Raw genomic sequence first — 25599 nt, forward strand, 5'->3', positions numbered from 1 at the left:
CGGGCGTCGTGCGGGTCCTGGCCGGTGCGGACCGGAAGGCGGCCACCTCCGAGCTCGACGCACCGCTCGGGACGCGACTCGGCCCCGTGGCCAAGCACCTTGACAAGTACTTCGGCATCACCACCGTGGGGGAGCTGCTCAACCACTTCCCGCGCACCTACCTCAAGCGCGGCGAGCTGACGCCCATCGCCGACGTCCCCGTGGACGAGGAGGTCACCCTGATCGCCCGCGTGCAGTCCGCCACTTCGCGGCGCATGCACACCCGCAAGGGCACGCTCCTGGAGGTCGTCATCACCGATGACTCCGACGGCAGCCTCGGTGGCATGAACCTCACCTACTTCAACGGGTTCACCGCCGCCCGTGAGCTCAAGCCGGGCGTGCGGGCGATGTTCTCGGGCAAGGTCACGGTCTACCGCGGCAGGCTCTCGCTCACCAATCCGCGCTACTCCCTGCTCGACGAGGGCGACGACGACCCCGCGCGCGCCAAACGCCCCATCCCGGTCTACCCGGCGGTGGAGAAGCTCAGCAGCGATGCGATCGCCAAGGCCGTGGGCGTCGTCCTGGACACCCTGCGCCTCTCCGACCTCGATGACCCCGTCCCGGCGTCGATCGCCCTCCGTGACAAGCTCATGAGCCTCGCGAGCGCGTACGAGCTCGTGCACCGGCCACCGCAGATCGAGGACGCCTACCGGGCCCAGCACCGCCTCCGCTACCAGGAGGCGTTCGTGCTGCAGGCGGCCCTCGCCCGCCGTCGTGCGCTCGCCGCCCGCGAGGAGGCCACGGCGCGCCCGGCCCGCGCCGGGGGACTGCTCGACCAGTTCGACGCCCGGCTGCCCTTCACCCTGACGCAGGGCCAGCGCGACGTCGGCAGAACCCTCGCGGAGGACCTCGCCCGGAACCACCCCATGAACCGGCTGCTGCAGGGCGAGGTCGGCTCGGGCAAGACCCTCGTGGCCCTCCGCGCCATGCTGCAGGTCATCGACGCCGGGGGGCAGGCGGCGCTGCTCGCGCCCACGGAGGTGCTGGCCGCCCAGCACCTGCAGTCCATCACCCGGACCCTCGGTCCCCTGGCCGAGGGCGGCATGCTCGGCGGGGCCATGGACGGCACGCGCGTGGTGCTGCTCACCGGGTCCATGTCCACCGCCCAGCGGAAGAAGTCCCTGCTCGACGCCGCCTCGGGGGACGCCGGGATCGTCATCGGCACGCACGCGCTCCTGTCCGAGAACGTGCAGTTCTTCGACCTCGGACTGATCGTCGTCGACGAGCAGCACCGCTTCGGCGTGGAGCAGCGCGATTCCCTGCGGACCAAGGCCCGCACCTCCCCGCACGTGCTGGTCATGACGGCGACGCCGATCCCGCGGACCGTCGCCATGACCGTCTTCGGGGACCTCGAGACCTCGACGCTGTCCGAACTTCCCGCCGGGCGGTCCCCGATCACCACGCACGAAGTGGGGCTCACGGAGCATCCGGCGTGGATCGACCGCATCTGGTCGCGCGCCCGCGAGGAGATCGACGCCGGGCGCCAGGTCTACGTGGTGTGCCCGAAGATCGGTGACAACGGCAAGGCCGACGACGACGCCCCGGAGGTGCTCTACGGGGAGCCGGCCGCGGAGCGGAAGGCCGGGGGAACGCAGGAGCTCACGAGCGTCGTCGCGCTCTTCGACTCCCTCGGCGGGATCCCGCAGCTCCAGGGCGTCACGAGCGGCATGCTCCACGGGCGCCTCGACCCGCAGGACAAGGCCGACGTCATGGCGCGCTTCGCGGACGGCACCGTGCAGCTGCTCATCGCCACCACGGTCATCGAGGTGGGCGTCGACGTCCCCAACGCCACCCTCATGGTCATCATGGATGCCGACCGCTTCGGCATCTCCCAGCTCCACCAGCTGCGCGGGCGCATCGGCCGCGGCGGGCACGCGGGGACCTGCCTGCTCGTGACCAAGCTGGAGCCCGACCACCCGAGCCGGGAGCGGCTATCCGCCGTCGCCTCCACGACGGACGGTTTCGAGCTCTCGCAGAAGGACCTCGAGCTCCGGCGCGAGGGGGACATCCTCGGGGCATCGCAGTCCGGTGGACGCTCGGCGCTCCGCTTCCTGAAGATCACGCAGCACGGCACGGTCATCGAGAAGGCGCGCACCGATGCGCAGGAGATCGTCGCGGAGGATCCCGACCTGCACGAGTCCCCGGGCCTGGCACTGGCGATCGAGCTGTACCTGAACCCGGAGAAGGAAGCGTTCCTCGAGAAGGGCTGATCGTCCGCGCCTGAGGCGGTAACCTCGTTTTCATGACGCAGATACGGATCGGGGACGCGGCGCGGTTCCTCGCGGTCAGCGACGACACCGTGCGCCGCTGGATCGACGGCGGCCTCCTCGGCAGCACGAAGGACGTCTCGGGCCGAGCCGTGGTGGACTCGCTGGAACTCGCCGGACTCGCCCGCCGCAACGCCGTCCTGCCCGGGGACCCCTCCGACATCGGCCGGTCCGCCCGCAACCGGTTCGTCGGCATCGTCACGGACGTCATCGCCGACACCGTCATGGCCCAGGTGGAACTGCAGTGCGGGCCGCACCGCGTGGTGTCCCTCATGAGCAGCGAGGCCGTCCGCGACCTCGGGCTGGAGAAGGGCTCGATCGCCATCGCCGTCGTGAAGGCCACCACGGTCATCATCGAGACCCCCGGGGGCAAGGCATGAGCCGCGGCCGCGGGCTGCCTGCCCACCACTCGCGTGCGATCGAGGCAGGAGCCGCGGCCGCCGTCGTGCTGACCCTGGCAGGGTGCGGCACCGCCGGCCCGAGCGCCCAGGGCAGCGCCGCAGGTGGCGACGCGGTCGACGGCAGCATCACCGTGTTCGCCGCCGCCTCCCTGACGGCCGCGTTCACGGACCTGGCCGGGCAGTTCGAGGCGGCCTACCCGGGCACCGAGGTCGCCCTGACCTTCGCGGGCTCGTCCGATCTCGCCACGCAGATCACCGAGGGCGCGCCGGCCGACGTCTTCGCCTCCGCCGACGCCGGGACGATGGCGAAGGTCGCCGATCTGCTCGCCGCAGACCCCGTGTACATCGCCGGCAACACGCTCCAGCTCGCGGTGCCGCCGGACAACCCGGCGGGGATCACCTCACTCGCGGACGCGGCGAAGCCGGGCGTCAAGACGGTGGTCTGCGCACCGCAGGTGCCCTGCGGGGCCGCGGCCGCGACGGTCGAGGAGGCTGCAGGCGTGGACCTGGCACCCGTCAGCGAGGAGTCCTCCGTGACGGACGTGCTGGGGAAGGTCACCTCCGGAGAGGCGGATGCCGGCCTGGTCTACGTGACCGACGTGCGCGCGGCCGGTGACGCCGTCCGCGGCATCGACCTGCCGGAGGCCGCGGGCGCGGTCACCACCTATCCGATCGCGGCCCTCGCCGGGAGCAGCGATGCCCGCACCGCGCAGGAGTTCGTGGACTTCGTGGCCGGTCCGTCCGGGCAGTCCGTCCTCGGAGCGGCGGGTTTCGGTGCGCCCTGAGCCGTCCCGCTCCCGGCGGGCGCCGTCGTGACCGCCGCGCGCCTGCCCCGCTGGGTGGTAGCGTTCGCCGTCGTCGGCGGCCTGTTCGTCGTCGTGCCCGTCATCGGGATGGCCGTGCGGATCGACTGGCCGAGGTTCGTCCCTCTCGTCACGTCGGAGAGCGCGAAGGCGGCCCTACTGCTGAGCCTGCGGACCTCGCTCACCGCGACCGCGCTCTGCGTCCTGGCCGGCGTCCCCATGGCGCTCGTCCTCGCGCGGACCTCGTTCCGCGGGCAGCGGTTGGTCCGCTCCCTCGTGCTGCTGCCGCTCGTCCTGCCTCCCGTGGTCGGAGGGATCGCACTGCTCTACACGTTCGGGCGGCGGGGGCTGCTCGGCGGCAGCCTCAGCGCCCTGGGCATCGACATCGCCTTCACTTCCACCGCCGTCGTCCTGTCACAGGCCTTCGTCGCGCTCCCGTTCCTGGTGCTCAGCCTCGAGGGCGCCCTGCGGACGGTCGGCACCCGGTACGAGGCCGTAGGCGCCACCCTCGGCGCCGGGCGCTGGACCGTGCTGCGGCGCATCACCCTGCCCCTCGTGCTGCCGGCCCTCGTCTCGGGCGCGGTGCTCTCCTTCGCCCGGGCCCTCGGGGAGTTCGGCGCCACGCTGACCTTCGCCGGGAGCCTGCAGGGCACCACGCGGACGCTGCCGCTCGAGGTGTACCTGCAGCGGGAGACCGACCCCGACGCCGCCGTCGCCCTCTCCTTCATCCTCGTGCTGGTGGCCATCGCCGTCGTCGGGGTGGCCCACCGCGTCCGGCCCCTCGGAGACCTCGCCGCGCCGCGCTCGCCGTCCCGGGAGGCCGCCCGACCATGAGCCTCACCTTCGCAGCGACGCTGGCCGAACGCGGCTTCCACGTCGCCTTCGAGCTGGCGCCGGGGGAGACCCTCGCCGTCCTCGGCCCCAACGGCGCAGGCAAGTCGACGCTGCTCACCCTCCTCGCCGGGCTGCTGGCACCGTCGACCGGGAGGGCGGAGCTCGACGGGACGGTCCTGTTCGACGTCGGCCCGGACCGGCGCGTGGTCACGGAACCGCGGCACCGCGCGGTGTCGCTCCTCGCGCAGGAGGCGCTGCTGTTCCCGCACCTCACCGTACTGGAGAACGTCGCCTTCGGTCCGCGGAGCCGCGGCGCGGACCGGGCCGACGCCCGGGCGACAGCGCAGGGCTGGCTCGACCGCGTCGATGCCGCCGACCTCGCCGGACGGCGGCCCGGGCAACTCTCGGGCGGTCAGGCGCAGCGCGTCGCCGTCGCCCGCGCGCTGGCCGCCGACCCGCTGCTGCTCCTGCTCGACGAACCGCTCTCCGCCCTCGACGTCACCGTGGCCCCGGCGATCCGCACGCTCCTGCGCGACGTCCTCGCCGACCGTTCCGCCGTCATCGTGACCCACGACCCGCTCGACGCCTTCCTCCTCGCCGACCGCGTGCTCATCCTCGACGGCGGCAGGGTGGTGGAGTCCGGTGCCACCGCGGCCGTGCTGACGAGACCGGTCACGGCGTTCGGCGCTCACCTGGCCGGACTGAACCTGGTGACGGGCCTGCGGACGGCGGACGGCTTCAGGTCGGCGGACGGGTGGACCGTACCGCTGACCGGTACGGCGCCGGAGGGGGCGACCCTCGCGCTCGCGGTCCGGCCGGGCAAGGTGGCCGTGTCCCGGAGCGCCGGCACCACGCCGGGGACGGCGTGCATCGGAGCGGCGGTCGACGACGTCGAGCACCGGGGCGATCTCGTCCGCGTACACGCCGGCGGCCTGGCGGCGGACGTCGCGCCGTCCGACGTCGTCGCCCTGCGGATCGTGCCCGGCAGCCGCCTGTTCCTGGGCTTCCGTCACGAGGACGCCAGCATCTACCCCCTGTGATTCCGGGGGCGTGCCGGGCACCGGACGGGCGATAGAGTCGACGGTATGACGCGCATCATCGCAGGAGCCGCCGGCGGCTCGACCCTCACCAGCGTCGAGGGGAACGGCACCCGGCCCACCACCGACCGCGTGAAGGAAGCCCTCTTCTCGAGCCTGGAGTCCTACGGGGTGGTGCATGGGGCGCATGTGCTGGACCTGTATGCCGGCTCGGGCTCCCTCGGCGTCGAGAGCGCCAGCCGCGGGGCGGCCACCGTGGACCTCGTCGAATCCGCCGACCGGGCGGCCGCCGTGGCGCAGAAGAACGCCGACCTCGTGAACAGGGTGCTGGGCTGGACAGCCGTGCGTGTGCACCGGTCCAAGGTGGAGACGTACCTCGAACGCGTCGCCCCCGAACTGACGTGGGATCTCGTCCTGATGGACCCGCCCTACACCGTCACGGCGGACGGCGTGCTCGCCGTCCTGGGCGCACTGGAGTCGCGGCTGGCCGAGGGCGCCGTGGTCGTCGTCGAGCGGTCATCGCGGTCCCCGGAACCGGAGTGGCCCGCGTGGCTCGAGCGTTTCGCGGACAAGAAGTACGGCGAGACGCGCCTGTGGTTCCTGGAGCCGGCCGTCGACTGACGCCCGGCCGACCGACGCCTGGCGCCTGGGCCGGGCTCCGACGCCCTGAGGGGATCGGAGCCCGGCCCTGTCCGTGGGGCTAGGCCCGGCGCCCGGTGCGAACGAGCGCCGTCACGCCTGCTGCGAGCCCGAGCAGACCGGCAACCAGCCCGGCCCAGCCGACCGCCGACACCGAACCCGTCTCGGTGGCGGCGTCGGTGCTGGACGAGTCCTGCTCGGCGTCGACGGCCTCGTCGGTCGCCTCGCTGTCGGACGTCCCGTGGGTGCCGTGCGCGTCCTCACCCTCGGCGGCCGCGGTGGTCACGAAGGACGGCGCCGGGTTCTCCGGCTCCTCCTGGCCCTCGAGGGTTTCCTCGGTCCACTGCGCCACCTCGCCGTCGGTGTAGGTCTGGGTGGTCGGCAGCAGCACGGTGGACCCCGCCTCGGGCAGGCGTCCCACGGAGATGGAGAACGTCTGGTACTCCTGTTCGGTGATCTCGGAGCCCTCTGCCGCCGTCCAGACGACGGACAGGGGAGCCTCGGTGAGCGTGGCGCCGTCGGCGGTGGTGACGGGTTCGGGCAGGGCGCCGGTGACCACGTCCGCCGTCCAGCCCTCGACCGGCTTGACGCGCACCGAGGTGAACGGCTGGTCGGTGGGGAGTTGCACCTCGATCTTGTTCGTTCCTGCGGTCTCGGATTCGCTGGGCACGCTGAAGGTGAGCTGCGCGTACCCGTCCTCGGTGGTGGACGTAGGAGTGACGCTGACGTGCGCGGCGGCCGCGCCGAGGCCGACGGCCATCAGGCCGGCGGTGGCGAGGGCGGCGGCGGCGCCTGTCGTGAGGACGCGTGATGAGGGGGATGAGGTCATGGGACTGCCTTTCGGGGGTGCGCTCCGGCCCGCGAGGGCGGGGGTCGTGGAGCGGCGGTGAGCTGGGAGGTGGCGCGGGTGGGCGCCACCGGGAGACCCGGCATCCCGTCGTGGGACCCTGGGTCAGACCGGCAGCGCGAGGGCGCGCGGCGGCCCGCGCAGCGTCGGTACGGACGCGTGTACCGGCAGCGGGGCGACCGGCGAGGGGACGTCCTGCACGGGACGGCGTCGGGCAGGAGCCCGCGGGGCGGGCGCCGGGAGGACGAACAGCGGCCGGAGCCAGGCGCGGACCAGCTGCAGGGCGTGGTCGCTGCGGGAGACCGCGAGGGCCAGGACGATCGTCGCGAGCGCGTGCAGCAGCACCATCGCGAGTCCCCCGGAGGGTGCGCCCAGCTGGTCCTGCGTCGCGGGAGAGCAGGCGAGCTCGAACGCCGCATGATGGCCGGGCGCCGCGGAGGAGCTCCGGCAGAGGGCGGGAGCGGAGGTCATGTCGAAGAGGGTGTGCAGCAGCAGCTGGCCCGCGCCCATGGCGACGAGGGACGACCGGAAGGAGAGGGTGCGCCGGGTGAGCAGCGTCGTCGGGACGAGGAGGAGCGCGCCGAGGAGCAGGATCACCCCGAGGTGGGGCAGATGTCCGGCGGCGGCGACATGCGATGCCGAGGACAGCGAGAGGATCAGCGAGACGAGCAGGAGGGACCGGACGTAGCGGAGCGCCGTGCCGGCCATGCGCGTCTCCTCCCCCTGGTGCTGTCCCTCGGTCATCGGGACCGGGACCCGGCCTGCGGATCTGCGCCTGCCCCGACAAGCGTACGGGTACTTCGCGCAGATCCGGCCTCCGGATGGGCTGCGGGCACGGGAGGCCGTCCTGTCGAGGCCGCAGGTGGGGTCGGGGCGTCGATGCCCTCGCCGTGCACGTGCCGAGCCCGGCGCGGCCGCGGACGTGGACCGGCCTATCGGGCGGGAGGCTGCTCGAACCGCGCGAGGTCCGCGCCGGCCAGGACGGCCGCAGGATGGGGTCCCGCGGCGAGCAGTGTCCGCGTCCACGCTGCGGGCCACGGAGCGTGGCGGGCGGCGACGATCACGTTCCCCGCCTGCTCGCCGCCCACCAGGGCGGCCTCGGTCAGGACGGCGGTCGCCGTCGCGAGTGCTGAGAGCTGCCTGCTCTGCGCGCGGGCGAACGCGAGCGGGGGGTCGTCGCCGACGTTCACCAGCACCACGCCGTCCGCGGCGCAGACCCGCAGCAGGTGCGCCGCGAAATCCGGGCCCGTCAGGTGGGCGGGGGCGTCCGCTCCCGCGAAGATGTCCAGCACGACGACGTCGAACGCAGCGTCCGGCTGTTCGAACACAGCATCCGCGGCGTCCTCCGCGATGATCTCGCAGGAGGTGCCCTCGGGCAGCGGCATGGCGTCGAGGACGAAGTCGATCAGTTCCGCCTCCAGGTCCACGGCCACCTGCCGCGAGCCGGGCCGCGTGGCCTGGACGTACCGGACGAGGGTCAGGGCCCCGGCCCCGAGATGCAGGACACGCAGGGGAGCACCGGGAGGCGCCACCAGGTCGACGACGTTCGCGATGCGCTGCAGGTACTCGTAGAAGACGCGACCCGGCCGGAGCATGTCCACGTGGGACTGCTGGGCGCCGCCGATACTGAGGATGAGGGCGCCCTCGATGTGCGCGTCCTCATCGATCTCCGCGTACGCGCCCGTGCCGGGAAGCCAGCGGGTCGGGACCTCGAACTCCTCGTCCCCGCCGTCGTCCGGTGCTGCGCCCGATGTCGGTCCGGTGCTCATACGCGGTCCCGCAGGGTCGCCAGGCGCCGTGCGCCCTCCTCGATCACGTCGAACTTCTTGCAGAACGCGAAGCGCAGCAGGGACCGCGTGTGTTCGGCGCCCTCCGCGTGGCAGAACAGCGCCACGGGGATCGCCGCGACGCCGATCAGGGCGGGCAGGCGGCGCGCGAGGTCGGCGGCGTCCTCGATGCCGAGCGGCGCGGCGTCGACCATGGTGAAGAAGGTGCCCTCGGGTTCGAAGACGTCGAATCCGGCCGCCCGGAGGCCCTCGCCCAGCAGGTCGCGCTTCCTCCGCAGGGTGTCCGCGACGGAGGTGAAGAACCCGTCGGGCAGTGCCAGGCCCCGGGCGACGGCGCCCTGGAACGGTGTGCCCGAGGTGTAGGTGAGGAAGGTCTTGACGGTGCGTACCTGGGCGACGAGCTCGGCCGGTCCGCTGAGCCAGCCGATCTTCCAGCCCGTCACCGAGAACGTCTTGCCCGCCGATGAGATGCTGAGGGTGCGGCCGGCCGCCCCGGGCAGGGACGCGATGGGTATGTGCTTTGCGCCGAAGATGAGGTGCTCGTAGACCTCGTCCGTGACGATGAGCGCGTCGTACCGCTCCGCGAGCCGGACGATCAGCTCCAGTGCCGGGCGGGCGAAGACACTGCCCGTCGGGTTGTGCGGATTGTTGATGACGACGATCCGGGTGCGCTCGCTGAACGCGGCCTCGAGGCTCGCGGCGTCGGGCTGGAAGTCCGGTGCGCGCAGCGGGGCCGTGGTGTGCGTCGCACCGGACAGGCCGATCACCGCACCGTAGGAGTCGTAGAACGGTTCGAAGGTCAGGACCTCGTCGCCGGGGCCGGCGAACGCGAGGATCGCGGCTGCGATGGACTCGGTGGCGCCCGTGCTGACGATCACCTCGGTCCGCGGGTCCACGGTGAGTCCGTAGAAGCGCTCCTGGTGCGCGGCGATCGCCTCGCGCAGCACGGGAAGCCCCTGGCCCGGCGCGTACTGGTTCGCCCCCTCGGCGATGGCTGCCCGGGCGGCGTCCAGGATCTCCCGCGGCCCGTCCTCGTCGGGGAAGCCCTGACCGAGGTTGATCGCCGAATGCTGCTGCGCGAGGGCGGTGACCTCCTCGAAGATGGTGATGCCGAGCCGGCCGTCGTCGCCGAGCAGGTTCGCCCCGCGTGCGGTCCGCGCCCACGGCGCCCTGCCGGTGCCCTGCGGGGCGGGAGTCCGAGCGTCTGTCGTCATCCCACCAGTATTGCCGCTCCTGCCACGGGCGCGGCACTGGGTACCGTGGGGGGATGAACCGCGCCGTCTGCCCCGGATCCTTCGACCCCCTCCACAACGGCCACCTCGAGGTCATCAGCCGCGCCGCGCGGCTGTTCGACGAGGTGATTGTCGCGGTGTCGACGAACTACGCGAAGAAATATCGCTTCGACCTCGAACAGCGCATGGCCTTCTGCACGGAGAGCCTCGCGCACCTCCCCGGGGTGGCGGTGCTCCCCATGGGCGAGGGCCTCCTCGCGGATTTCTGCCGGGAGCAAGGGGCGACGGCCCTCGTGAAGGGCCTGCGTTCCGGCCTGGACTTCGACTACGAGCTGCCCATGGCCACGATGAACCGGCACCTGGCCGACATCGACACCGTGTTCCTTCCGACGGACACCGGGTTCGCGCACGTCTCCTCGACCCTCCTGAAGGAGGTGGCGTCCCTCGGCGGCGACGTCAGCCCCTTCGTGCCGGACGCCGTGGATCGGCACCTGCGCGGGTCCGCCTGATCCCGCGGCACCCGTGGAGTCCTATGCTGGGCCCCCCGCCCGTTTTGGGCCTGCCCGCCTGATCGGGCTAGGATGGTACGTCGGTCATATGTTCTACAGGAGTCACCATTAAAAGCGATCTCAGTTCGCCTTTGATTTTCAGCGTCAAGGATCTCGGGCGCAGTCCGGGAAGCATGCGGACAATCGAAGAACATGCACCGACACCCAAGGATTTCGGCGTCGCGCTGATCGGCGTGCAGGAAGGTTCCGACATGGAACTGGATCTGCGCTTCGAATCGGTGCACGAGGGGATCCTGGTGTCGGGAACGGCCAACGTCGAGGTAACCGGCGAGTGCGGCCGGTGCCTGGAGCCACTGCGGTTCGACCGTGAGGTGGAGATCCAGGAGCTCTTCTTCTACAGCGACTCCGCGTCGCTGTCGGTAGAAGAGGACGAAGAACAGCACAGGGTGGAAAACGATTCGGTCGATCTGGAACCCGTGCTGAGGGATGCAGTGGTTACGTCGCTGCCGTTCCAGCCGGTGTGCCGGGAGGATTGCCAGGGGTTGTGCTCCGAATGCGGAGCCCGGCTCAACGATGATCCCGACCACCACCATGAAGTTTTGGATCCTCGCTGGTCGGCCCTTGCAGGGCTGGCAGGCACCGCCGCCGAGCAGGACGCGGCACCCAAGTCAGAGTTCGACGAGAAGGAAGAGAGTTAGCCGTGGCTGTCCCGAAACGGAAGATGTCCCGCGCGAATACCCGCGCACGCCGGTCCCAGTGGAAGGCAACCGCCCCCAAGCTGGTCAAGACCCTCGAGAACGGCCGGGTCACCTACAGCCTCGCCCACCAGGCCAAGGTTGTCACCGACTCCGCCGGCACCCCGCTGTTCCTCGAGTACAAGGGCCGCAAGGTAGCCGACGTCTGACAGCGGACCCGCGCCCCGACGACAGGCCCCCACGCCTGCCGGGCGCCGGTCCGGTGCTGGATCAGCTGATGCAGTTGTGAAGAATACGGAAGACCTCACGAAGCGTCTCGGTGTCGATATCGACGCCGGGACGCTTCGTCTTGCCCTGACGCACCGTTCCTACGCCTACGAGAAGGGCGGCATCCCGACGAACGAGCGCCTCGAGTTCCTCGGCGACTCCGTGCTCGGACTGGCGGTCACCGACGCGCTGTACCGGGACAACCCGGACCTGTCCGAGGGGGAACTGGCCAAGCGGCGCTCCGCCGTCGTGAGCACGAAGGCCCTCGCCGGGGTCGCCCGCACGCTGGACCTCGGTGGCTACGTGCTGCTGGGCCAGGGGGAGAAGCTCACCAACGGGCGGGACAAGGCCTCGATCCTCGCGGACACCATGGAAGCCGTCATCGGGGCCGCCTATCTCAGCCACGGCATCGAGACGGCCCGCGCGATGGTGATGCGGCTGATCGGCCCGCTGCTGCGTGATTCCGCCGTGCTCGGCGAGGGGACGGACTGGAAGACCCGCATCCAGGAGACGGCCGCTGCGCGAAGGCTCGGGACCATCGACTACCAGGTGGACGGGACAGGGCCGGACCACGCCCGGACGTTCACGGCCCGCCTCGTGATCGGCGGCACCGAGTACGGCTCCGGGTGCGGCCATTCGAAGAAGGAAGCCGAGCAGGCGGCCGCGGCCGAATCCTGGAAGACGCTCTCGGCGGCGCCGGATGCGCCCCTGCCGGACGGCGCCGCCGGCGAGGCCCCAGCCGGCAGGCGCGCCGCCGGATCCGTCGACGGATCCTGAGTGCCCGAACTTCCCGAGGTCGAGGTCGTGCGGCGCGGCCTCGAGCGCTGGGTGGCGGGCCGCGCCGTGGAGTCGGTGGACGTCCTGGACCCCCGGTCCCTCCGCCGGCATGTGGACGGCGTCGAGGATTTCAAGGGCAACGTCGTCGGTGCCCGCGTGGCGGACGTGGTACGCCGGGGGAAGTTCCTGTGGATGATCCTCGAGGACGCCGACCAGCCCGGCAGCCCACCGAACGTCGCGCTCATGGCGCACCTCGGCATGAGCGGGCAGCTCCTGGTCGAACAACCCGACGCACCCCTGGAGAAGCACCTCAAGGTCCGGCTCACCCTCTCCCCGGCGACCGACGGCGAAGGCGCCCCGCTGCCGGCAGAGCTGCGATTCGTCGACCAGAGGATCTTCGGCGGCATGTTCGTCGCGCACCTGGACTCGACGCCGGACGGCCTGCCCGGCGGGCGGGGCACCACGGACCTCCCCCTCATTCCCCACCAGGCGGCGCACATCGCCCGCGATCCCCTCGATCCGGCATTCTCGGCGGACGCCTTCCACCGGCGGCTCCGGGGGCGCCGCACGGGTCTGAAGCGCGCCCTCCTCGACCAGGGGCTCATTTCGGGGATCGGCAACATCTACGCCGACGAGGCGCTCTGGGCGGCACGGTTCCACTACGCGCGGCCCACGGACACCATGCGACGCCCGGACACCCAGCGCATCGTCGACGCCGTCACGTCGGTGATGGAGCGGGCACTGGCGGCCGGCGGCACCAGCTTCGACTCCCTCTACGTCAACGTGAACGGGGCGTCGGGCTACTTCGCCCGCGACCTCGAGGCCTACGGGCGGGAGGGCCGGCCCTGCCGCCGGTGCGCCTCCGAGGGAAGACACACGCTGCTGCGCCGCGAATCGTTCATGAACAGGTCGTCCTATCTGTGCCCGTACTGCCAGCCCAGACCACGCAATGCACGGTTCTGAGATGTCCGGTGAAAAAAAGTGACATTCGCCTCGTGATCTAAATGTGACAACCGGCGTTACCAGCCGGTACGGTAGGTCTCGCGTCCGATCCACAACGGATGGGCGCCCTTCCTCACACTGCCTAACCCTGTCGATGAGGATGGACCGTTCGCACTACACATTCGACAGGGGCGGGGGAACCACTAGCGGACCCGACCACGGGTCCTAGGGGTAAAGACACGCGCAGACCAGCGCTGGGGGCGATGGTCTGCAGGAAACGTGTCCGGATGTCCCATCCGAACCCGACAGCTAACTTCGCAGGCATTGGGAAAGGCATCAACATGTCCAAGCAGAGCCATAACGCGCGCCACCGGGCCGTCCCCACGCGCATCAACCCCTTCATCACGGCGTCACGCGCCGTCTCCGCGAGCGCCTCCGTCGCCGGCAAGCCTGCCGCCGTCGTCGCCGTCGCTTCCGGCATCATGTTCGGGGCATCGCTCCCGGCGAACGCCGCAGGCGAGATCAGCACCCAGCCCGCAGCAGCCTCCACCGCTGCCGCAGGCACCCACACCGTGCAGTCCGGCGACACGCTCGGTTCCATCGCGGCGATGCACGGCCTGAGCCTCGATACCCTGTTCGCGGCCAACGGACTCGGCCACGCGTCGGTCATCTACCCCGGCCAGTCGATCTCCCTCGGCGGTTCCGCTGCTCCTCAGCAGTACTCGGTGCAGTCGGCGTCCGTTGTCGCAGCTCCGGTTGCGGCTCCGGTTGCAGCCCCTGTCGCCGCACCGGCTCCCGCAGCAGCTCCTGCCGCTCCGGCAGCCACCCCCGCCTTCAGCCTCCAGTCCGCAGCGTCGATCACGCCTGCCGGCGGCGGCGGCATCGTCGGAACGGCGATGCAGGGTGTGGGCTCGGGGTACGTCTACGGTGGAACCTCGTTCGGTGCCTGGGACTGCTCGGCCTTCGTGCAGTGGGCCTACGCCCAGAACGGCATCAGCCTGCCCCGCACCACCTGGGCCCAGTTCGCTACCATGACGCCCACCAGCACCCCCCAGCCGGGTGACCTCGTGAGCCAGAACGGCGGCAGCCACGTCGGGATCTACCTCGGCAACGGCCAGATGGTCAGCGCCCTGAACGCCTCGCAGGGCACCCTGGTCCACTCGGTCAACGCCATGTCCGTGGACGGCTACTACACCCGCTAGTCGACGGTGCGGGCTGTACGGCCCGCACCACCAGCACGACGCGGTCAGAAGGACGGGATGCATCACGCATCCCGTCCTTCTGCGTTCCGCAGCCGTCGACGGCGTGGGATGGGTGCTCGGTGTGCCCGTGTGGCGGTCGATCGGCGGCACGACCGGCCGCGGCTGCACCATCGGGCGCAGGAAGGACGAGGCGGAAGCGGGCCTCAGCGGTAGGACGCGGCCAGGCGCTCGAGCCCTTCGTCGACGCCGACGGACGGACGCCAGTCGAGGACGCTGCGCGTGTGCCGCTGGTCGAACCAGTGGGCCGTCGACAGCTGTTCGGCCAGGAAGCGGGTCATCGGCGGCTCGCCCGTCCTGCCGAGCCGGAGCCAGGCCCGCTCGATCACCGATCCCGCGCTCCTCGCCACGGCTCCCGGGACGGACCAGGCGGGTGGCTCCACCCCGCCGGCCCGGCAGATCCCGGCGAGCAGTTCGGCGATCGGCCGGGGTTCGCCGTTGGTGACGACGAGCGCCTGGCCCTGCGCTGCGTCCATGCGCCGCAGGCACGCGACGATGGCCGACGCGGCGTTGTCCACGTACGTCGTGTCGATCAGGGCCGTCCCGCCGTCGAGCAGGGGCAGGCGGCCATGCCGTGCGCGCTCGATCACGCGCTCGACCAGTTGCGTGTCACCGGGTCCCCACACGATGTGCGGACGGATCGCAGCCACCCGGAACGCCGGCGTCGAACGTCCCAGGGCGAGCAGCTCGGCCGCGGCCTTGGTGCGGGCGTAGTCGCCGCGCGCGTGCACCGGGTCAGCCGGGCCCGCCGGGGCGCCGACCAGCGAGGATCCGTCGTGCGCGACGGACGGGGAGGACACGTGCACGACGTCGGTCACCCCGGCTTCCCGGGCGGCGTCCAGCAGGATGCGCGTCCCGTCGATGTTCGTGCTCTCGAACTCGGCGGGAGCCCCGGTGAAGGAGACCTTCGCGGCCAGGTGGATCACGGCGCTGCAGCCCCGCAGGGCGGCGGCGACGGCGGCGGGATCGGTGACCGATCCGAGGACGTCCTCCGCCCCGGACACCGCGGAGGGCCGGCGCTGGAGGCACCGGACGTCCTCGCCGGCGGCGACGAGGTGGTCGGCGACGGCGCGCCCCAGCATACCGCTCGCTCCGGTGACGAGGACGGTCACAGGGACCCCGCGCGGGCGCCCGAGAGGAACCGCCCGGACCACTGCGCGACGCGCGTGCGGTCGATCTTCGCGTTGTGCCGGATGTCCACGGGGAGGGTGGGAACGGCGATCACGGCGGCCAGGTCCACGCCGTGCGTCCCGGCGGCCGCGCGAGCGGTCGCTGCGAGGGGAGCATCGGCAAGGCTCGGGCGTCGTCCTGCGGCGTCGGTCTCGAGGACCGCGACGACGGCCTGGGTGCCGGCAGGGCCGACCCCCACGAGGGCTGCGAGCCGGACGCCGTCGATCGCCTCGAGCGCCTGCTCGAGCGCCACCGGCGTCAGGACCCGGGACGCGGCCGTGATGATGTGGCCCAGCCGGCCCTCGACCCACAGGCGGCCGTCGGCGTCGAAGTGGCCGACGTCGCCGGTGCGGTGCCACGGAGGCGTCCGTGCGGATTCCTGCTGGGTCCTCCACAGGCGGAAGTAGCGGTCCTTGACGTGGGGGGCGTCGACGAGGATCTCACCCGTCCGGCCCGGCGCGGTCGTCGGTTCGCCCGTCGCCGCGCCGTCGGCGTCGAGCGGGCTGACGACGACGCGCGCGCCGTGCACCGGGAGTCCGACGCACACACCGCCGCCGGCACCGTCGAGGCCGCCCTGCGCGTCTGCCGCGGCGCGCCGGATGCCCTCGAGGTCGATGTCGGCGACGAGGAGGGACTCGGTCATCCCGTAGGGCGTGTGGATGGCCGCGGACGGCACGAGGTCCTGCACGGCTTCGAGGAGCGGGACCGGGATCGGCGCACCGGCCGAGAGCAGCAGGGAGATCCGGCCGAGGGCGGCCGTCCCGGCGTCCGTCAGCGCGCCCGCGGTGGCGAGCACGTTGCGCAGGGCGGCCGGCGACGCGAAGACGACGGTCGCATCGATCGCGCGGGCGGCGTCGGCCAGGGCCTGCGCGGTCAGGGTCCGGGGCGCGGTGACGTCCATGGCCGGGGTCACCGACGTCGCACCGAGCGCCGGCCCGAGCAGAGCGAAGGGCGCGAAGCCCGCGACGAGCGAGGCACCCTCTCCCAGTCCGAGGGTCGCCGCGACGGCGTCGCGCATGGCCGAGAGCTGCCGGTGCGAGTAGACGACGCCCTTCGCCGGGCCCGTGGAGCCGGAGGTGAAGAGGATCGCGGCATCGGCATCACCGGCGGGCGCGTCCTCGGCAGACGCCGAGGGAGCGGGCCGGGCGGCGCGGAGGTCGTTCAGCGAGGCGTCGACACGCAGGGCCCGCCGTCTGGCTGCGGGCAGGGGAGCGGCACTGATCCGGCGGCCGGGCCAGCCGAAGGCGCGCGCCGCGACGAGGGCGCGCTCGATCCCGATGACGACGTCCGGGGCCGACCCTTTGACGGCGCGGCTGAGCCCGCGGGCACCGAGGCCGGCGTCGGCGACGACGATCACCGCGCCGATCCGGAGGCATGCATAGATGAGGACGGTCAGGTCCACTCCGGGCGGCACGAGGAGGCTCACGCGGCTGCCGGGGCCGTGACCGAGCGCGGTCAGGCCGGCGGCGACGGCGGTGACGTCTTCGGCGAGTTCCCGCCAGGACAGGGTCCGCGGCGGACCGGAGGGTTTCATCTCGGCGACGGCGGTGTGGTCGGCGTGCGGCCCGGCGGCCAGTTCCGTGAGGCGCCGGCCGAGCGGGACGTAGGGTGTGCCGTCGCGCGGCGGGACGTCCTCGCGGGGTGCGGGGTCCCCGACGAGACGCTCGGCCAGCCACTGCATCGCGGTGGACGCCGTGTCGGCGTCCTCCTGCACGAGGTGGCTCGCACGCTCGAAGCGGTGGATGTCGGCGTGGGGGAGGCGCCGGGCGAGGTCCTCGAGGTAGGGGTCCGAGAAGATCGGGTCGTGCGGACCCCACATCATGAGGACGGGGACGTCCAGGCTGCGGATGCCGTCCGCGGTGGCGGTCAGGGCTTCGTAGCTGGGGTGCGAGGGATCGACGGGGATGTCCGAGACGAAGTTCGCGATGCCCTGGCGGTCGGCGGCGACGCGGTACGGGTCCCGAAAGGCGCGCCGCACGTCCGGGGGGAGGGCCGGCCGGGCGAGGGCGAGGGTCACGTCGAGGAAGGCGCTGGTGGTGCGGGTGCCGAGGCCGTGGACGCCCGGGGTGAGGGCGAGCCGGAGCGGCGCGGGGATAGGACGGTGCGGGTCCTGGTGGATCGCGGTGTTGGTCAGGACGACGCCGGCCAGGTTCTCCCGGTTCCGGTTCGCGTAGCCGAGGCTGACGACGCCTCCCCAGTCGTGCCCCACGGTGACGACGGGACCAGTGATCCCCACGGCGGCGACGAAGTCCTCGAGATCCGTGATGCGGTGTCCGAGGCGCCGGAACACGCCGGTCCGCGCTGAGTAGCCCATGTCGAGCTGGTCCACGGCGATCACGCGCCAGCCCGCCTCACTGCCTGCTGCCAGGTAGGTCCTCCAGAGGTACGACCAGGTGGGGTTGCCGTGGACGCACAGCAGGGTGCCACGGACGGCGCCGTCCTGCAGATCGCCCGCGTTGTCGAGGTAGTGCCAGCGGTGGCTGGTCCCCGGGGCGTCCGCCCCGCTGGTCGAGGGCACGTCGAGGTACGTCGACCAGGACGGGTCGACGCCGGGGAGTGCTACCACGCAATCTCCATCATCGACGTGTTGAGGCCCGACCCCACGCCCAGGCACAGGACGCGGTCGCCGGCGCTCAGCGACTGCGACTCCTGCGCGAGGGTCATGGGCAGCGACGCCGGCCCCACGTTCCCCCAGTGCGGGAACGTGATGGGTACCCGGTCGCGTTCGAGGTCGACGGCCTTGATGATCGCGTTGGTGTAGGAGTTGGAGACCTGATGGGTGACGTAGCGGTCCATGGAGTCCCACGCCCAGCCGTCCGCCTGCGCCTCGTGCCACGCCGTGACCACGAGGTCGAGGCCGCCGTCGAGCAGGCCCTTCGTGTCCGTGTACATGCCGTCGATCCCGCCCACGCAGAGCTCGTGGTGCTGGGTCCCCGCACGGGAGACCCCGCCGAGGATGCGGTGCGAGCCGGGGTGCTGGTCCGCGGGGCCGAGCACCGCGGCAGCGGCACCGGACCCGAGGGTGAGGGTCGCGAACTCGCTCAGGAAGTCCTGGCGCGTCGAGTCCTCCCGGTTGAGCCGCCTGAACGTGGCTTCCTGCGTCTTCTGGGCGTCCTCGCCCGCGACGATCAGCGCGTACTTGATCTGCCCGGAGTCGATCATGTTCGCGGCGATGGTCATGCCGTTGACGAACCCCAGGCAGGCGTTCGCCAGGTCGAAGTTCATGGCCGAGGAGGGCAGGCCCAGCGAATGGTGGATCTTCACGGCGACGGACGGCTCGAGATTGCGTCGCGTCACCGAGGTGTTGATCAGGAGGCCCACGTCACCCGGCTCGATGCCCGCCTCGGCCATCGCCTTGGCGCCCGCCTCGATGGCGGCGTCGTCGAAGTCCGAGCCCGGTGACCACCACCGGCGTTCGGTCACGCCCGCCACGCGCTCGAGGAGTCGCTTGGAGAGGCGCAGCCTCTTCAGGCTGGGGGCAAGCCGTTCGTCGAACTCTGCGGAACTGACGACTACCGGCGCCTCCACACTCGTGACGGCGAGCAAGGCCGTGTTGTCATGTCGGAAGGTCGCGTTACCGGTCAAATTTCCTGCCTCGTCAACTGATCAGCGCCGGTCTGTGGCCGGAAAGGACCCACGGATGGATCGGCCTGGACGCCTTCGGATACTGCTGAAACTTTTGTAAGCCTACTTCGTATTGCGGCCGGCAGCCGTTCCGGAATCATTCGGGGCCACCGTGGTAGGTACCTGCTACCGGGTACCGTCGGTGTCCTCCGGTAGATTAGGGAGGTCCCACCCCATCTGGAGAGCCTGCCACCGTGCATCTGAAGAGTCTAACCGTGCGAGGGTTCAAGTCTTTCGCTTCGGCAACCACCTTCGACTTCGAGCCCGGCGTCACCGCCGTCGTCGGCCCGAACGGGTCCGGCAAGTCGAACGTCGTCGACGCCCTCGCGTGGGTCATGGGGGAGCAGGGCGCGAAGACGCTCCGCGGCGGCAAGATGGAGGACGTCATCTTCGCCGGGACCTCCGGCCGCGCCCCGCTCGGGCGGGCCCAGGTCTCCCTCACCATCGACAACGCCGACGGCGCCCTGCCCATCGAGTACTCCGAGGTCACGATCTCCCGCACGCTCTTCCGCGCGGGCGGCTCCGAGTACGCCATCAACGGCAAGAACTGCCGCCTCCTCGACATCCAGGAACTCCTCTCCGACTCCGGGCTCGGCCGCGAGATGCACGTCATCGTCGGCCAGGGGCAGCTGGACAAGGTGCTGCACGCCACACCGGAGGAACGGCGGGGCTTCATCGAGGAGGCCGCGGGCATCCTCAAGCACCGCCGCCGGCGCGAGAAGACCGTGCGGAAACTCGACGCCATGCAGGTGAACCTCGCACGCCTGTCCGATCTCACGGGGGAGCTGCGCCGGCAGCTCACCCCGCTCGGCAAGCAGGCCGAGGTGGCCCGCCGCGCCCAGCAGGTGCAGTTCGCGGTCCGCGACGCGCGGTCGCGCCTGCTCGCCGACGAGCTCGTGACCCTGCGCGCCGGCTTCGAGCGGGACGTCGCCGCGGAAGCCGCCCTGCAGGCACGCCGCGACGGGATCGGGACGCAGCTCCGCGCCGGGCAGGAGCGGCAGGCAGACCTCGAGCAGGCCGTCGCCGCCACGGTCCCGGCGCTCAACCGCGCACGCGATGCCTGGTACGGGCTCTCCAGCGCCCGGGAGAAGCTCGCCGCCCTCGCCACGCGCGCCGAGGACCGCGGGCATCTCCTCGGGCAGGCACCGGAACCGGACCGGGGCCGCGATCCCGACCACCTGGACCGGCAGGCCGAGCGCGTACGGGCGGAGGTCGCCGGCCTCGAGGAGGAGGTGGCGGTCCTCGGCCGCGCCTTGGAGGATGCCCTTGCCGCCCGGCGTGCCGCCGAAGAGGCCTCGGTGGCCGAGGACGCGAGGCTCGCGCGCCTCCTGCGGGCCGCCGCGGACCGCAGGGAGGGTGACGCCCGGCTCGCCGGCGCCGTGGGGGCGGCACGCTCCCGCGTCGAGTCCGCCGGGGCCGAGCTCGGACGGCTGCGCTCCTCGATCGCCTCCGCCGAGGAACGGCGACGCACGGCCGAGCGCGACTTCCGGGTCCTCGAGGGGCAGGTCGCGGGCGACGAGGAGGGCGAGGAGGGCCTCGACGCGGAGTACGAGGCGGCGTCCGACGTCCTCCGTTCGCTGTCCGAGGAGGCGGCCGCGCTCGTGGAGGAGGAACGTGGCACCGAGCGCGAGCGGGGCGCCCTGGCCGCCCGGCTCGAGGCGCAGCGCGAGGGCCTGCAGCAGCGCGACGGGTCCGCAGCCCTCCTCTCCGCCGGGCTCGACGGCGTCCTGGAGCCGCTCGCGCAGCTCCTCCACGTCGCCCCCGGGTTCGAGCGGGCCGTCGTCGCGGTGCTCGCCGGTTCCGCCGACGCCGTCGCCGTCGAGAGCATCGCCGCGGCCGCGCGGGCGGTCGAGCTCATGAAGCACGACGACGCCGGCCAGGTCTCGCTCGTCGTCGCCTCCGGACACGGTGCCACCACGCGCCCGGAGCATGCCGGCAAAGCACCGGAGCCGGACGCTGCGGCCGTCGTCCCCGCGCTCGCCGTCGTCACCGCTCCGCCCGCCCTGCAGCCGGCCGTGGCCGCGCTGCTCGACGGCGTCGGGGTGGTCGCGGACCTCGATGCAGCGCGCCATGCCGTCGAAGAGGGAACCGCGGCCCTCGCGGTCACGCGCGACGGCGACATCCTGTCCCGCCACACGGCCCGGGGCGGCGCACCGGGAGCGGCCGGCTACCTGGAGCTGAGGGCCGCGGCCGAGGACACGGAGGAGAGACTGGCCCGCGCCGTCGCCGCCGCGGAACGGCTCCGGTTCAGCCTGGCCGCTACGCGTTCCGCCCGGCAGGAGGCGCAGCAGCGCGTCGACGCGGCTCTCGCACGCCTGCACGAATCCGACGCTCGGATGGCCGCTGTCGCCGAGAGGCTCGGGCGGCTGCAGTCCGAGCTCCGTTCCGCCGGTGGGGAGGCCGAGCGGCTGACCGTCCTCGTGCGGGCTGCCGAGGCGAATCTCACGCTGGAGGAGGCCAGGCTGCAGGAGGCCGTGCAGCGGTTGTCGGACCTCCAGGAACAGCCTGTGGAGGAGGAGCCCTCGAGCGATCACCGCGACGCCCTGCGGCGCACCGCGGCGGATGCGCGCCAGGCCGAGGTCGAAGCACGCCTCGCGCTGCGCAGCCGCGAGGAGCAGCTCTCCGCGCTCGCGAGTCGGGCCGCCTCGCTGGAACGCGCCGCCCAGGCCGAACGTCGCGCCCGCGAGCAGGCGGCCGAGAAGGCGAGGATCCGCGAGGTCCAGGCTGCGAGGGCGGCGGCGGTCGCCGCGGCAGCGCGACGGGCGGAGCAGCGCGCGGCGCGGTCCGTGGCCGTCGCCGCGGACCAGCGCGACGCCGCCGAGCGGCTGCGCGGGCAGCAGGACGCCGAGCTGCAGGACGTGCGGGCCTCCAACGCGAACCTCGGTGCGGAACTGGCACGGCTCACCGACTCGGTGCACCGCGACGAGCTCCTCCGCACGCAGCAGCGGTCGAGGATCGAGGCCCTCGAGACCCGCTCCGTCGAGGAGCTCGGCCTCACCCCGGACCACCTCGTGGACGAGTTCGGCCCGCACCTGCCCGTGCCCGGTGACACCGCGTCGGAGGACAAGTGGGCCGCGCTGCGCGCACCGGTCGACGACGACGGGAACCCCGTGCCGCAGGGCGTCCCGTTCGTCCGCGCGGAGCAGGAGAAGCGGCTCCGGCGGGCCGAGCGGGATCTCGCCGCGCTCGGCAGGGTGAACCCCCTCGCGCTGGAGGAGTTCGCGGCGCTCGAGGAGCGGCACCAGTTCCTGAGCACCCAGCTCGCCGACCTCAAGGCGACCCGGAAGGACCTGCTGGACATCATCCGGGAGGTCGACGAGCGCGTCGAGCAGGTCTTCACGGCCGCGTTCCGGGACACCGCCGAGCAGTTCGAACGCGTCTTCGCGACCCTTTTCCCGGGCGGCGAGGGCCGGCTGGTCCTCACGGACCCGGCGGACATGCTCGCCACCGGGATCGAGGTCGAGGCGCGGCCCGCCGGCAAGAAGATCAAGCGGCTGTCACTGCTCTCGGGCGGAGAACGGTCGCTGACCGCCGTCGCCCTGCTCGTCGCGATCTTCAAGGCCCGGCCCTCGCCGTTCTACGTCATGGACGAGGTGGAGGCCGCCCTCGACGACACGAACCTCGGACGGCTGCTCACGATCTTCCAGGAACTGCGGGAGTCGAGCCAGCTGATCATCATCACGCACCAGAAACGCACGATGGAGATCGCCGACGCGCTCTACGGCGTGACGATGCGCGGTGACGGGGTGTCCACCGTCATCAGCCAGCGTCTCGCGGCCGAGCCGGAGGACGCCGTCGGCTAGGGCCCTGTCGGCTAGGGCTCTGTCGGCCGGGACGCGGTCGTGCCCGGGAGCGTCTCCCGGGACAGCGTCCAGGCGCAGGCGGCGAGGGCGGCCAGGACGCCCGTCACGGTGAACGCGAGGGCGAAGGAGCCGAAGGGAAGCTGGTCGATGATGAGGCCGGCGAGGATCGGGCCGAGGATCGCCCCGAAGTCGGAGCTCATCTGGAAGGTCGCGAGGACCTTCCCGCCACTGCGGTCGTTGCCGATGACGTCCGCCACCGCCGCCTGCTGGGCCGGGTTGAGGAGCCCGGTGCCGATGCCCGCGACGACGCACAGGGCGAGGAACACCACCACGCTGCCGGAGAAGCCGAGGGCGACCATCGCGGCCCCGTTCACGAGGAGGCCCGCGATCACGAGCGGCCGCCGGCCCAGGGAGTCCGCGAGCCCGCCCGACACCGTGAGGGCGAGCGCCGTCCCTGCGGCGAAGAAGGCCAGGGAGATACCGGCGATCTCCGTACCCGCTCCCAGCACCGCGTGCGCGAACAACGGAACGAGGGCCATCCGGACGCCGAAGGAGGACCAGCCGTTCGCGAAGCTCGAGGCCAGCGCCGCGCGGTACCCGCTGTCCATCAGCGCCTCACGCACGGCCAGGGCCGGCTTGGCGCCCGCCGCCGTGCGCTCCGAGAGCGAGGTGTCCTTGAGCTGGAAGAAGACGACGGCGGAGGCGACGAGCAGCGCCGCCGCGTAGACGAGGAACGGCACCCGCAGGCCGAACCGGGCGAGCAGGCCGCCCACGATCGGGCCGCCGATGCTCCCGAGCAGGAACGCGGTGGCGTAGGCCCCGGAGACGCGGCCGCGGATGGCCGGCGGGGAGAGCCGCACGATCAGGCCCATCGCGGAGACCGTGAACATGGTGGAGCCGATACCGCCGAGCGCGCGGAAGACGAGGAGCTGCCAGTAGTCCGCAGCGAACGCACAGGCGGCGGTGGACAGGGCGACGATGAGCAGCCCGAGGATGTAGACGGGCCGTTCCCCGAGCCGTTCCACGAGGCGGCCGCCCGCGGGCGCGAAGACGAGGCGCGTGAAGGCGAAGGCGCTCACGATCACCGCCGACGCGGTGACTCCCACGTCGAAACTCTGCGCGAACTGCGGCAGGATCGGCGCCACGAGGCCGAATCCGATGGCGATCACGAACGCGGCCGCGATGAGGACCCGAATCTCGCGCGGGATCCGCTGCCGCTCCGCCGGGGCTGCACCGTCTCCGGCCGGCTGCCCCGGGCGGGAGATCCTGAAGGGGGAGTGCTTGCGCACGCGAGGGAATCCGGCCATGGTCCTCGCATTCTGCCACTGGCCAGGGGCCGATGCTCAATCGTCCGCGCAGACCCGTATGAGAAGGTGGATCGGTGAACGACATCCTCCTGCCTGTCATCTTCGTCATCCTCGCGATCGCCGTGATCGGGTCCGTCGCCGTCCTCCTGGTGCGCGGCGGTCGCACCCCGCGGGGGCTGTACTCCTCGAAGCGGGATCCCGACGACCAGGGGGCGGGCGAGCCGCACGGTGCCACGTCCCTCGACGTCCTGGACCGCCCGGACGGCATGCCCACCACCGTGCTCGTCCCGGACGACCTCAGTGGTCTCGACGACGCGCCGGCCCCGCCCCAGCTGGACCTCGTCGATCCCGTGCAGGGCCGGCTCGCCCGGCTGCGCGCCCGGCTGGTGCGGTCCAACAACGCCCTCGGCAAGGGCCTGCTCGCCCTCCTGTCGCGGGACCGGATCGACGAGGACGTCTGGGACGAGGTGGAGGAGACCCTCCTCATGGCGGACCTCGGCACCGAGCCCACCATGGAACTCGTCGACGCGCTGCGCAAGCGCGTGAAGGTGGCGGGGAGCCGCAGCCCGGCCGAGGTCAAGGACATGCTCCGCGAGGAACTCGTGAAGCTCGTCGACCCCGGGATGGACCGCTCCCTGGCGACCCAGCGTCACGCCGACCGTCCGGCCATCGTCATGGTGGTCGGGGTCAACGGGGTGGGCAAGACCACCACGGTCGGCAAGCTCGCCCGCGTACTCGTCGCCGATGACAAGGACGTGCTCCTCGGCGCGGCGGACACGTTCCGTGCGGCTGCCGCCGAGCAGCTGGCCACCTGGGGTGCCCGGGTCGGGGTGCCGACGGTGAAGTCCGACGTCGACGGCGCCGACCCCGCGTCCGTCGCCTTCGAGGCGGTCAAGGCCGGGATCGAGGAGGAGGTCGATGTCGTCCTCATCGACACCGCCGGGCGCCTGCAGAACAAGGTGGGCCTCATGGACGAGCTCGGCAAGGTCAAGCGCGTCATCGAGAAGCAGGGCACCGTGGACGAGGTGCTCCTCGTGCTCGATGCGACGACGGGCCAGAACGGCCTCAGCCAGGCCCGCGTGTTCGCGGAGGTCGTGAACATCACGGGCATCGTGCTCACCAAGCTGGACGGTACGGCCAAGGGCGGCATCGTCGTCGCCATCCAGCGCAGCCTCGGCGTGCCCGTCAAGCTGATCGGCCTCGGCGAAGGGGCGGACGATCTCGCGCCGTTCGACGCCGAGGGCTTCGTCGACGCCCTCCTCAACTAGCCCCGAAATCTGCCGGAAACACCAGCGACACGGGGTCTTTACCCTGACGTCCAGCCCGTAACCTCCGCGCAACGCGGAGCCCCCGGGACCGA

Annotated in this window: 22 protein-coding genes and 1 riboswitch; of the genes, 14 read left to right on the plus strand and 8 right to left on the minus strand. The window is 72.1% G+C overall.

Features of this window, described 5'->3' with window-relative positions; translation table 11 throughout:
- The first annotated feature begins 8 nt into the window (after positions 1 to 8).
- Genes ACX80P_RS01100 through rsmD form a run of 6 tightly spaced genes read left to right on the plus strand, consistent with a single transcriptional unit; the run spans position 9 to position 6002 of the window.
- Positions 9 to 2249 carry an ATP-dependent DNA helicase RecG gene (locus ACX80P_RS01100; RefSeq protein ID WP_459276776.1) on the plus strand — a complete coding sequence of 747 codons (2241 nt, stop codon included), beginning with the start codon at positions 9 to 11 and terminating at the stop codon, positions 2247 to 2249.
- A 32-nt stretch (positions 2250 to 2281) separates the two neighbouring features.
- Positions 2282 to 2686, plus strand: coding sequence for a TOBE domain-containing protein (locus ACX80P_RS01105; protein WP_459276182.1), 405 nt, complete (start codon positions 2282 to 2284; stop codon positions 2684 to 2686).
- Positions 2683 to 3492 carry a molybdate ABC transporter substrate-binding protein gene (gene modA / locus ACX80P_RS01110; RefSeq protein WP_459276183.1) on the plus strand — a complete coding sequence of 270 codons (810 nt, stop codon included), beginning with the start codon at positions 2683 to 2685 and terminating at the stop codon, positions 3490 to 3492. The genes ACX80P_RS01105 and modA overlap by 4 nt, the downstream gene beginning before the upstream one ends.
- 27 nt (positions 3493 to 3519) lie before the next feature.
- The gene (locus tag ACX80P_RS01115; protein WP_459276184.1) at positions 3520 to 4344 is read left to right on the plus strand and encodes an ABC transporter permease; all 825 of its coding nucleotides are present in this window, start codon (positions 3520 to 3522) and stop codon (positions 4342 to 4344) included.
- Positions 4341 to 5384 carry a sulfate/molybdate ABC transporter ATP-binding protein gene (locus tag ACX80P_RS01120; RefSeq protein WP_459276185.1) on the plus strand — a complete coding sequence of 348 codons (1044 nt, stop codon included), beginning with the start codon at positions 4341 to 4343 and terminating at the stop codon, positions 5382 to 5384. The genes ACX80P_RS01115 and ACX80P_RS01120 overlap by 4 nt, the downstream gene beginning before the upstream one ends.
- A gap of 45 nt (positions 5385 to 5429) precedes the next feature.
- Positions 5430 to 6002 (plus strand): 16S rRNA (guanine(966)-N(2))-methyltransferase RsmD, encoded by a 573-nt coding sequence (rsmD, locus tag ACX80P_RS01125; RefSeq protein ID WP_459276186.1) that lies wholly within the window; start codon positions 5430 to 5432, stop codon positions 6000 to 6002.
- Positions 6003 to 6081: 79 nt separating this feature from the next.
- On the opposite strand, the gene ACX80P_RS01130 is transcribed toward rsmD, so the two are convergent.
- From ACX80P_RS01130 to ACX80P_RS01145, 4 genes are all read right to left on the minus strand, one after another.
- On the minus strand, positions 6082 to 6849 hold the full coding sequence (locus ACX80P_RS01130; protein ID WP_459276187.1) for a YcnI family copper-binding membrane protein: 768 nt from the start codon (positions 6847 to 6849) through the stop codon (positions 6082 to 6084).
- Positions 6850 to 6972: 123 nt separating this feature from the next.
- A complete protein-coding gene (locus ACX80P_RS01135; RefSeq protein WP_459276188.1) occupies positions 6973 to 7575 on the minus strand; it encodes a hypothetical protein in 603 nt (200 codons plus the stop codon).
- A gap of 224 nt (positions 7576 to 7799) precedes the next feature.
- Positions 7800 to 8636, minus strand: coding sequence for a spermidine synthase (locus ACX80P_RS01140; protein WP_459276189.1), 837 nt, complete (start codon positions 8634 to 8636; stop codon positions 7800 to 7802).
- The gene (locus tag ACX80P_RS01145; protein WP_459276190.1) at positions 8633 to 9868 is read right to left on the minus strand and encodes an aminotransferase class I/II-fold pyridoxal phosphate-dependent enzyme; all 1236 of its coding nucleotides are present in this window, start codon (positions 9866 to 9868) and stop codon (positions 8633 to 8635) included. Before ACX80P_RS01145 ends, ACX80P_RS01140 begins: the two co-directional genes overlap by 4 nt.
- A gap of 53 nt (positions 9869 to 9921) precedes the next feature.
- Here ACX80P_RS01145 and coaD point away from each other — a divergent pair, with 53 nt between their 5' ends.
- From coaD to ACX80P_RS01175, 6 genes are all read left to right on the plus strand, one after another.
- The gene (gene coaD, locus ACX80P_RS01150; protein WP_459276191.1) at positions 9922 to 10395 is read left to right on the plus strand and encodes a pantetheine-phosphate adenylyltransferase; all 474 of its coding nucleotides are present in this window, start codon (positions 9922 to 9924) and stop codon (positions 10393 to 10395) included.
- A 131-nt stretch (positions 10396 to 10526) separates the two neighbouring features.
- The gene (locus ACX80P_RS01155; protein WP_459276192.1) at positions 10527 to 11093 is read left to right on the plus strand and encodes a YceD family protein; all 567 of its coding nucleotides are present in this window, start codon (positions 10527 to 10529) and stop codon (positions 11091 to 11093) included.
- A gap of 2 nt (positions 11094 to 11095) precedes the next feature.
- Complete coding sequence (gene rpmF / locus ACX80P_RS01160; RefSeq protein WP_043445822.1) at positions 11096 to 11299, plus strand: 50S ribosomal protein L32; 204 nt, start codon at positions 11096 to 11098, stop codon at positions 11297 to 11299.
- A 76-nt stretch (positions 11300 to 11375) separates the two neighbouring features.
- Positions 11376 to 12134 carry a ribonuclease III gene (gene rnc / locus ACX80P_RS01165; protein WP_459276193.1) on the plus strand — a complete coding sequence of 253 codons (759 nt, stop codon included), beginning with the start codon at positions 11376 to 11378 and terminating at the stop codon, positions 12132 to 12134.
- Entirely contained in the window at positions 12135 to 13097 is a 963-nt protein-coding gene (mutM, locus tag ACX80P_RS01170) for a bifunctional DNA-formamidopyrimidine glycosylase/DNA-(apurinic or apyrimidinic site) lyase (RefSeq protein WP_459276194.1), read from the plus strand. It begins immediately after the preceding gene.
- Between the two features lie 118 nt (positions 13098 to 13215).
- Positions 13216 to 13410: riboswitch (cyclic di-AMP (ydaO/yuaA leader) on the plus strand.
- Positions 13411 to 13417: 7 nt separating this feature from the next.
- A complete protein-coding gene (locus tag ACX80P_RS01175) occupies positions 13418 to 14278 on the plus strand; it encodes a C40 family peptidase (protein ID WP_459276195.1) in 861 nt (286 codons plus the stop codon).
- 203 nt (positions 14279 to 14481) lie between these two features.
- Here ACX80P_RS01175 and ACX80P_RS01180 read toward each other — a convergent pair whose 3' ends face one another.
- The 3 genes from ACX80P_RS01180 to ACX80P_RS01190 are packed head-to-tail and all read right to left on the minus strand — an operon-like array spanning position 14482 to position 19090.
- Positions 14482 to 15447, minus strand: coding sequence for an NAD-dependent epimerase/dehydratase family protein (locus ACX80P_RS01180; protein WP_459276196.1), 966 nt, complete (start codon positions 15445 to 15447; stop codon positions 14482 to 14484).
- Entirely contained in the window at positions 15444 to 18071 is a 2628-nt protein-coding gene (locus tag ACX80P_RS01185; RefSeq protein ID WP_459276197.1) for an alpha/beta fold hydrolase, read from the minus strand. The genes ACX80P_RS01180 and ACX80P_RS01185 overlap by 4 nt, the downstream gene beginning before the upstream one ends.
- Entirely contained in the window at positions 18065 to 19090 is a 1026-nt protein-coding gene (locus ACX80P_RS01190; RefSeq protein WP_459276198.1) for a 3-oxoacyl-ACP synthase III, read from the minus strand. The genes ACX80P_RS01185 and ACX80P_RS01190 overlap by 7 nt, the downstream gene beginning before the upstream one ends.
- A gap of 233 nt (positions 19091 to 19323) precedes the next feature.
- Between ACX80P_RS01190 and smc the strand changes: the two genes are divergently transcribed.
- A complete protein-coding gene (gene smc / locus ACX80P_RS01195) occupies positions 19324 to 22932 on the plus strand; it encodes a chromosome segregation protein SMC (RefSeq protein ID WP_459276199.1) in 3609 nt (1202 codons plus the stop codon).
- 11 nt (positions 22933 to 22943) lie between these two features.
- Here smc and ACX80P_RS01200 read toward each other — a convergent pair whose 3' ends face one another.
- On the minus strand, positions 22944 to 24239 hold the full coding sequence (locus ACX80P_RS01200) for an MFS transporter (protein ID WP_459276200.1): 1296 nt from the start codon (positions 24237 to 24239) through the stop codon (positions 22944 to 22946).
- Between the two features lie 74 nt (positions 24240 to 24313).
- On the opposite strand from ACX80P_RS01200, the gene ftsY reads away from it, so the two are divergent.
- The gene (gene ftsY / locus ACX80P_RS01205; protein ID WP_459276201.1) at positions 24314 to 25507 is read left to right on the plus strand and encodes a signal recognition particle-docking protein FtsY; all 1194 of its coding nucleotides are present in this window, start codon (positions 24314 to 24316) and stop codon (positions 25505 to 25507) included.
- Positions 25508 to 25599: the final 92 nt, after the last annotated feature.

It is taken from the genome of Arthrobacter arabinosi (assembly GCF_054511115.1).

Coding starts and splice junctions, on each gene's coding strand:
- ACX80P_RS01105 (WP_459276182.1), top strand. CDS start 2,282: ATGACGCAGATACGGATCGGGGACGCGGCGCGGTTCCTCGCGGTCAGC.
- modA (WP_459276183.1), top strand. CDS start 2,683: ATGAGCCGCGGCCGCGGGCTGCCTGCCCACCACTCGCGTGCGATCGAG.
- ACX80P_RS01120 (WP_459276185.1), top strand. CDS start 4,341: ATGAGCCTCACCTTCGCAGCGACGCTGGCCGAACGCGGCTTCCACGTC.
- rsmD (WP_459276186.1), top strand. CDS start 5,430: ATGACGCGCATCATCGCAGGAGCCGCCGGCGGCTCGACCCTCACCAGC.
- ACX80P_RS01130 (WP_459276187.1), bottom strand. CDS start 6,849: ATGACCTCATCCCCCTCATCACGCGTCCTCACGACAGGCGCCGCCGCC.
- ACX80P_RS01135 (WP_459276188.1), bottom strand. CDS start 7,575: ATGGCCGGCACGGCGCTCCGCTACGTCCGGTCCCTCCTGCTCGTCTCG.
- ACX80P_RS01140 (WP_459276189.1), bottom strand. CDS start 8,636: ATGAGCACCGGACCGACATCGGGCGCAGCACCGGACGACGGCGGGGAC.
- ACX80P_RS01145 (WP_459276190.1), bottom strand. CDS start 9,868: ATGACGACAGACGCTCGGACTCCCGCCCCGCAGGGCACCGGCAGGGCG.
- coaD (WP_459276191.1), top strand. CDS start 9,922: ATGAACCGCGCCGTCTGCCCCGGATCCTTCGACCCCCTCCACAACGGC.
- ACX80P_RS01175 (WP_459276195.1), top strand. CDS start 13,418: ATGTCCAAGCAGAGCCATAACGCGCGCCACCGGGCCGTCCCCACGCGC.
- ACX80P_RS01200 (WP_459276200.1), bottom strand. CDS start 24,239: ATGGCCGGATTCCCTCGCGTGCGCAAGCACTCCCCCTTCAGGATCTCC.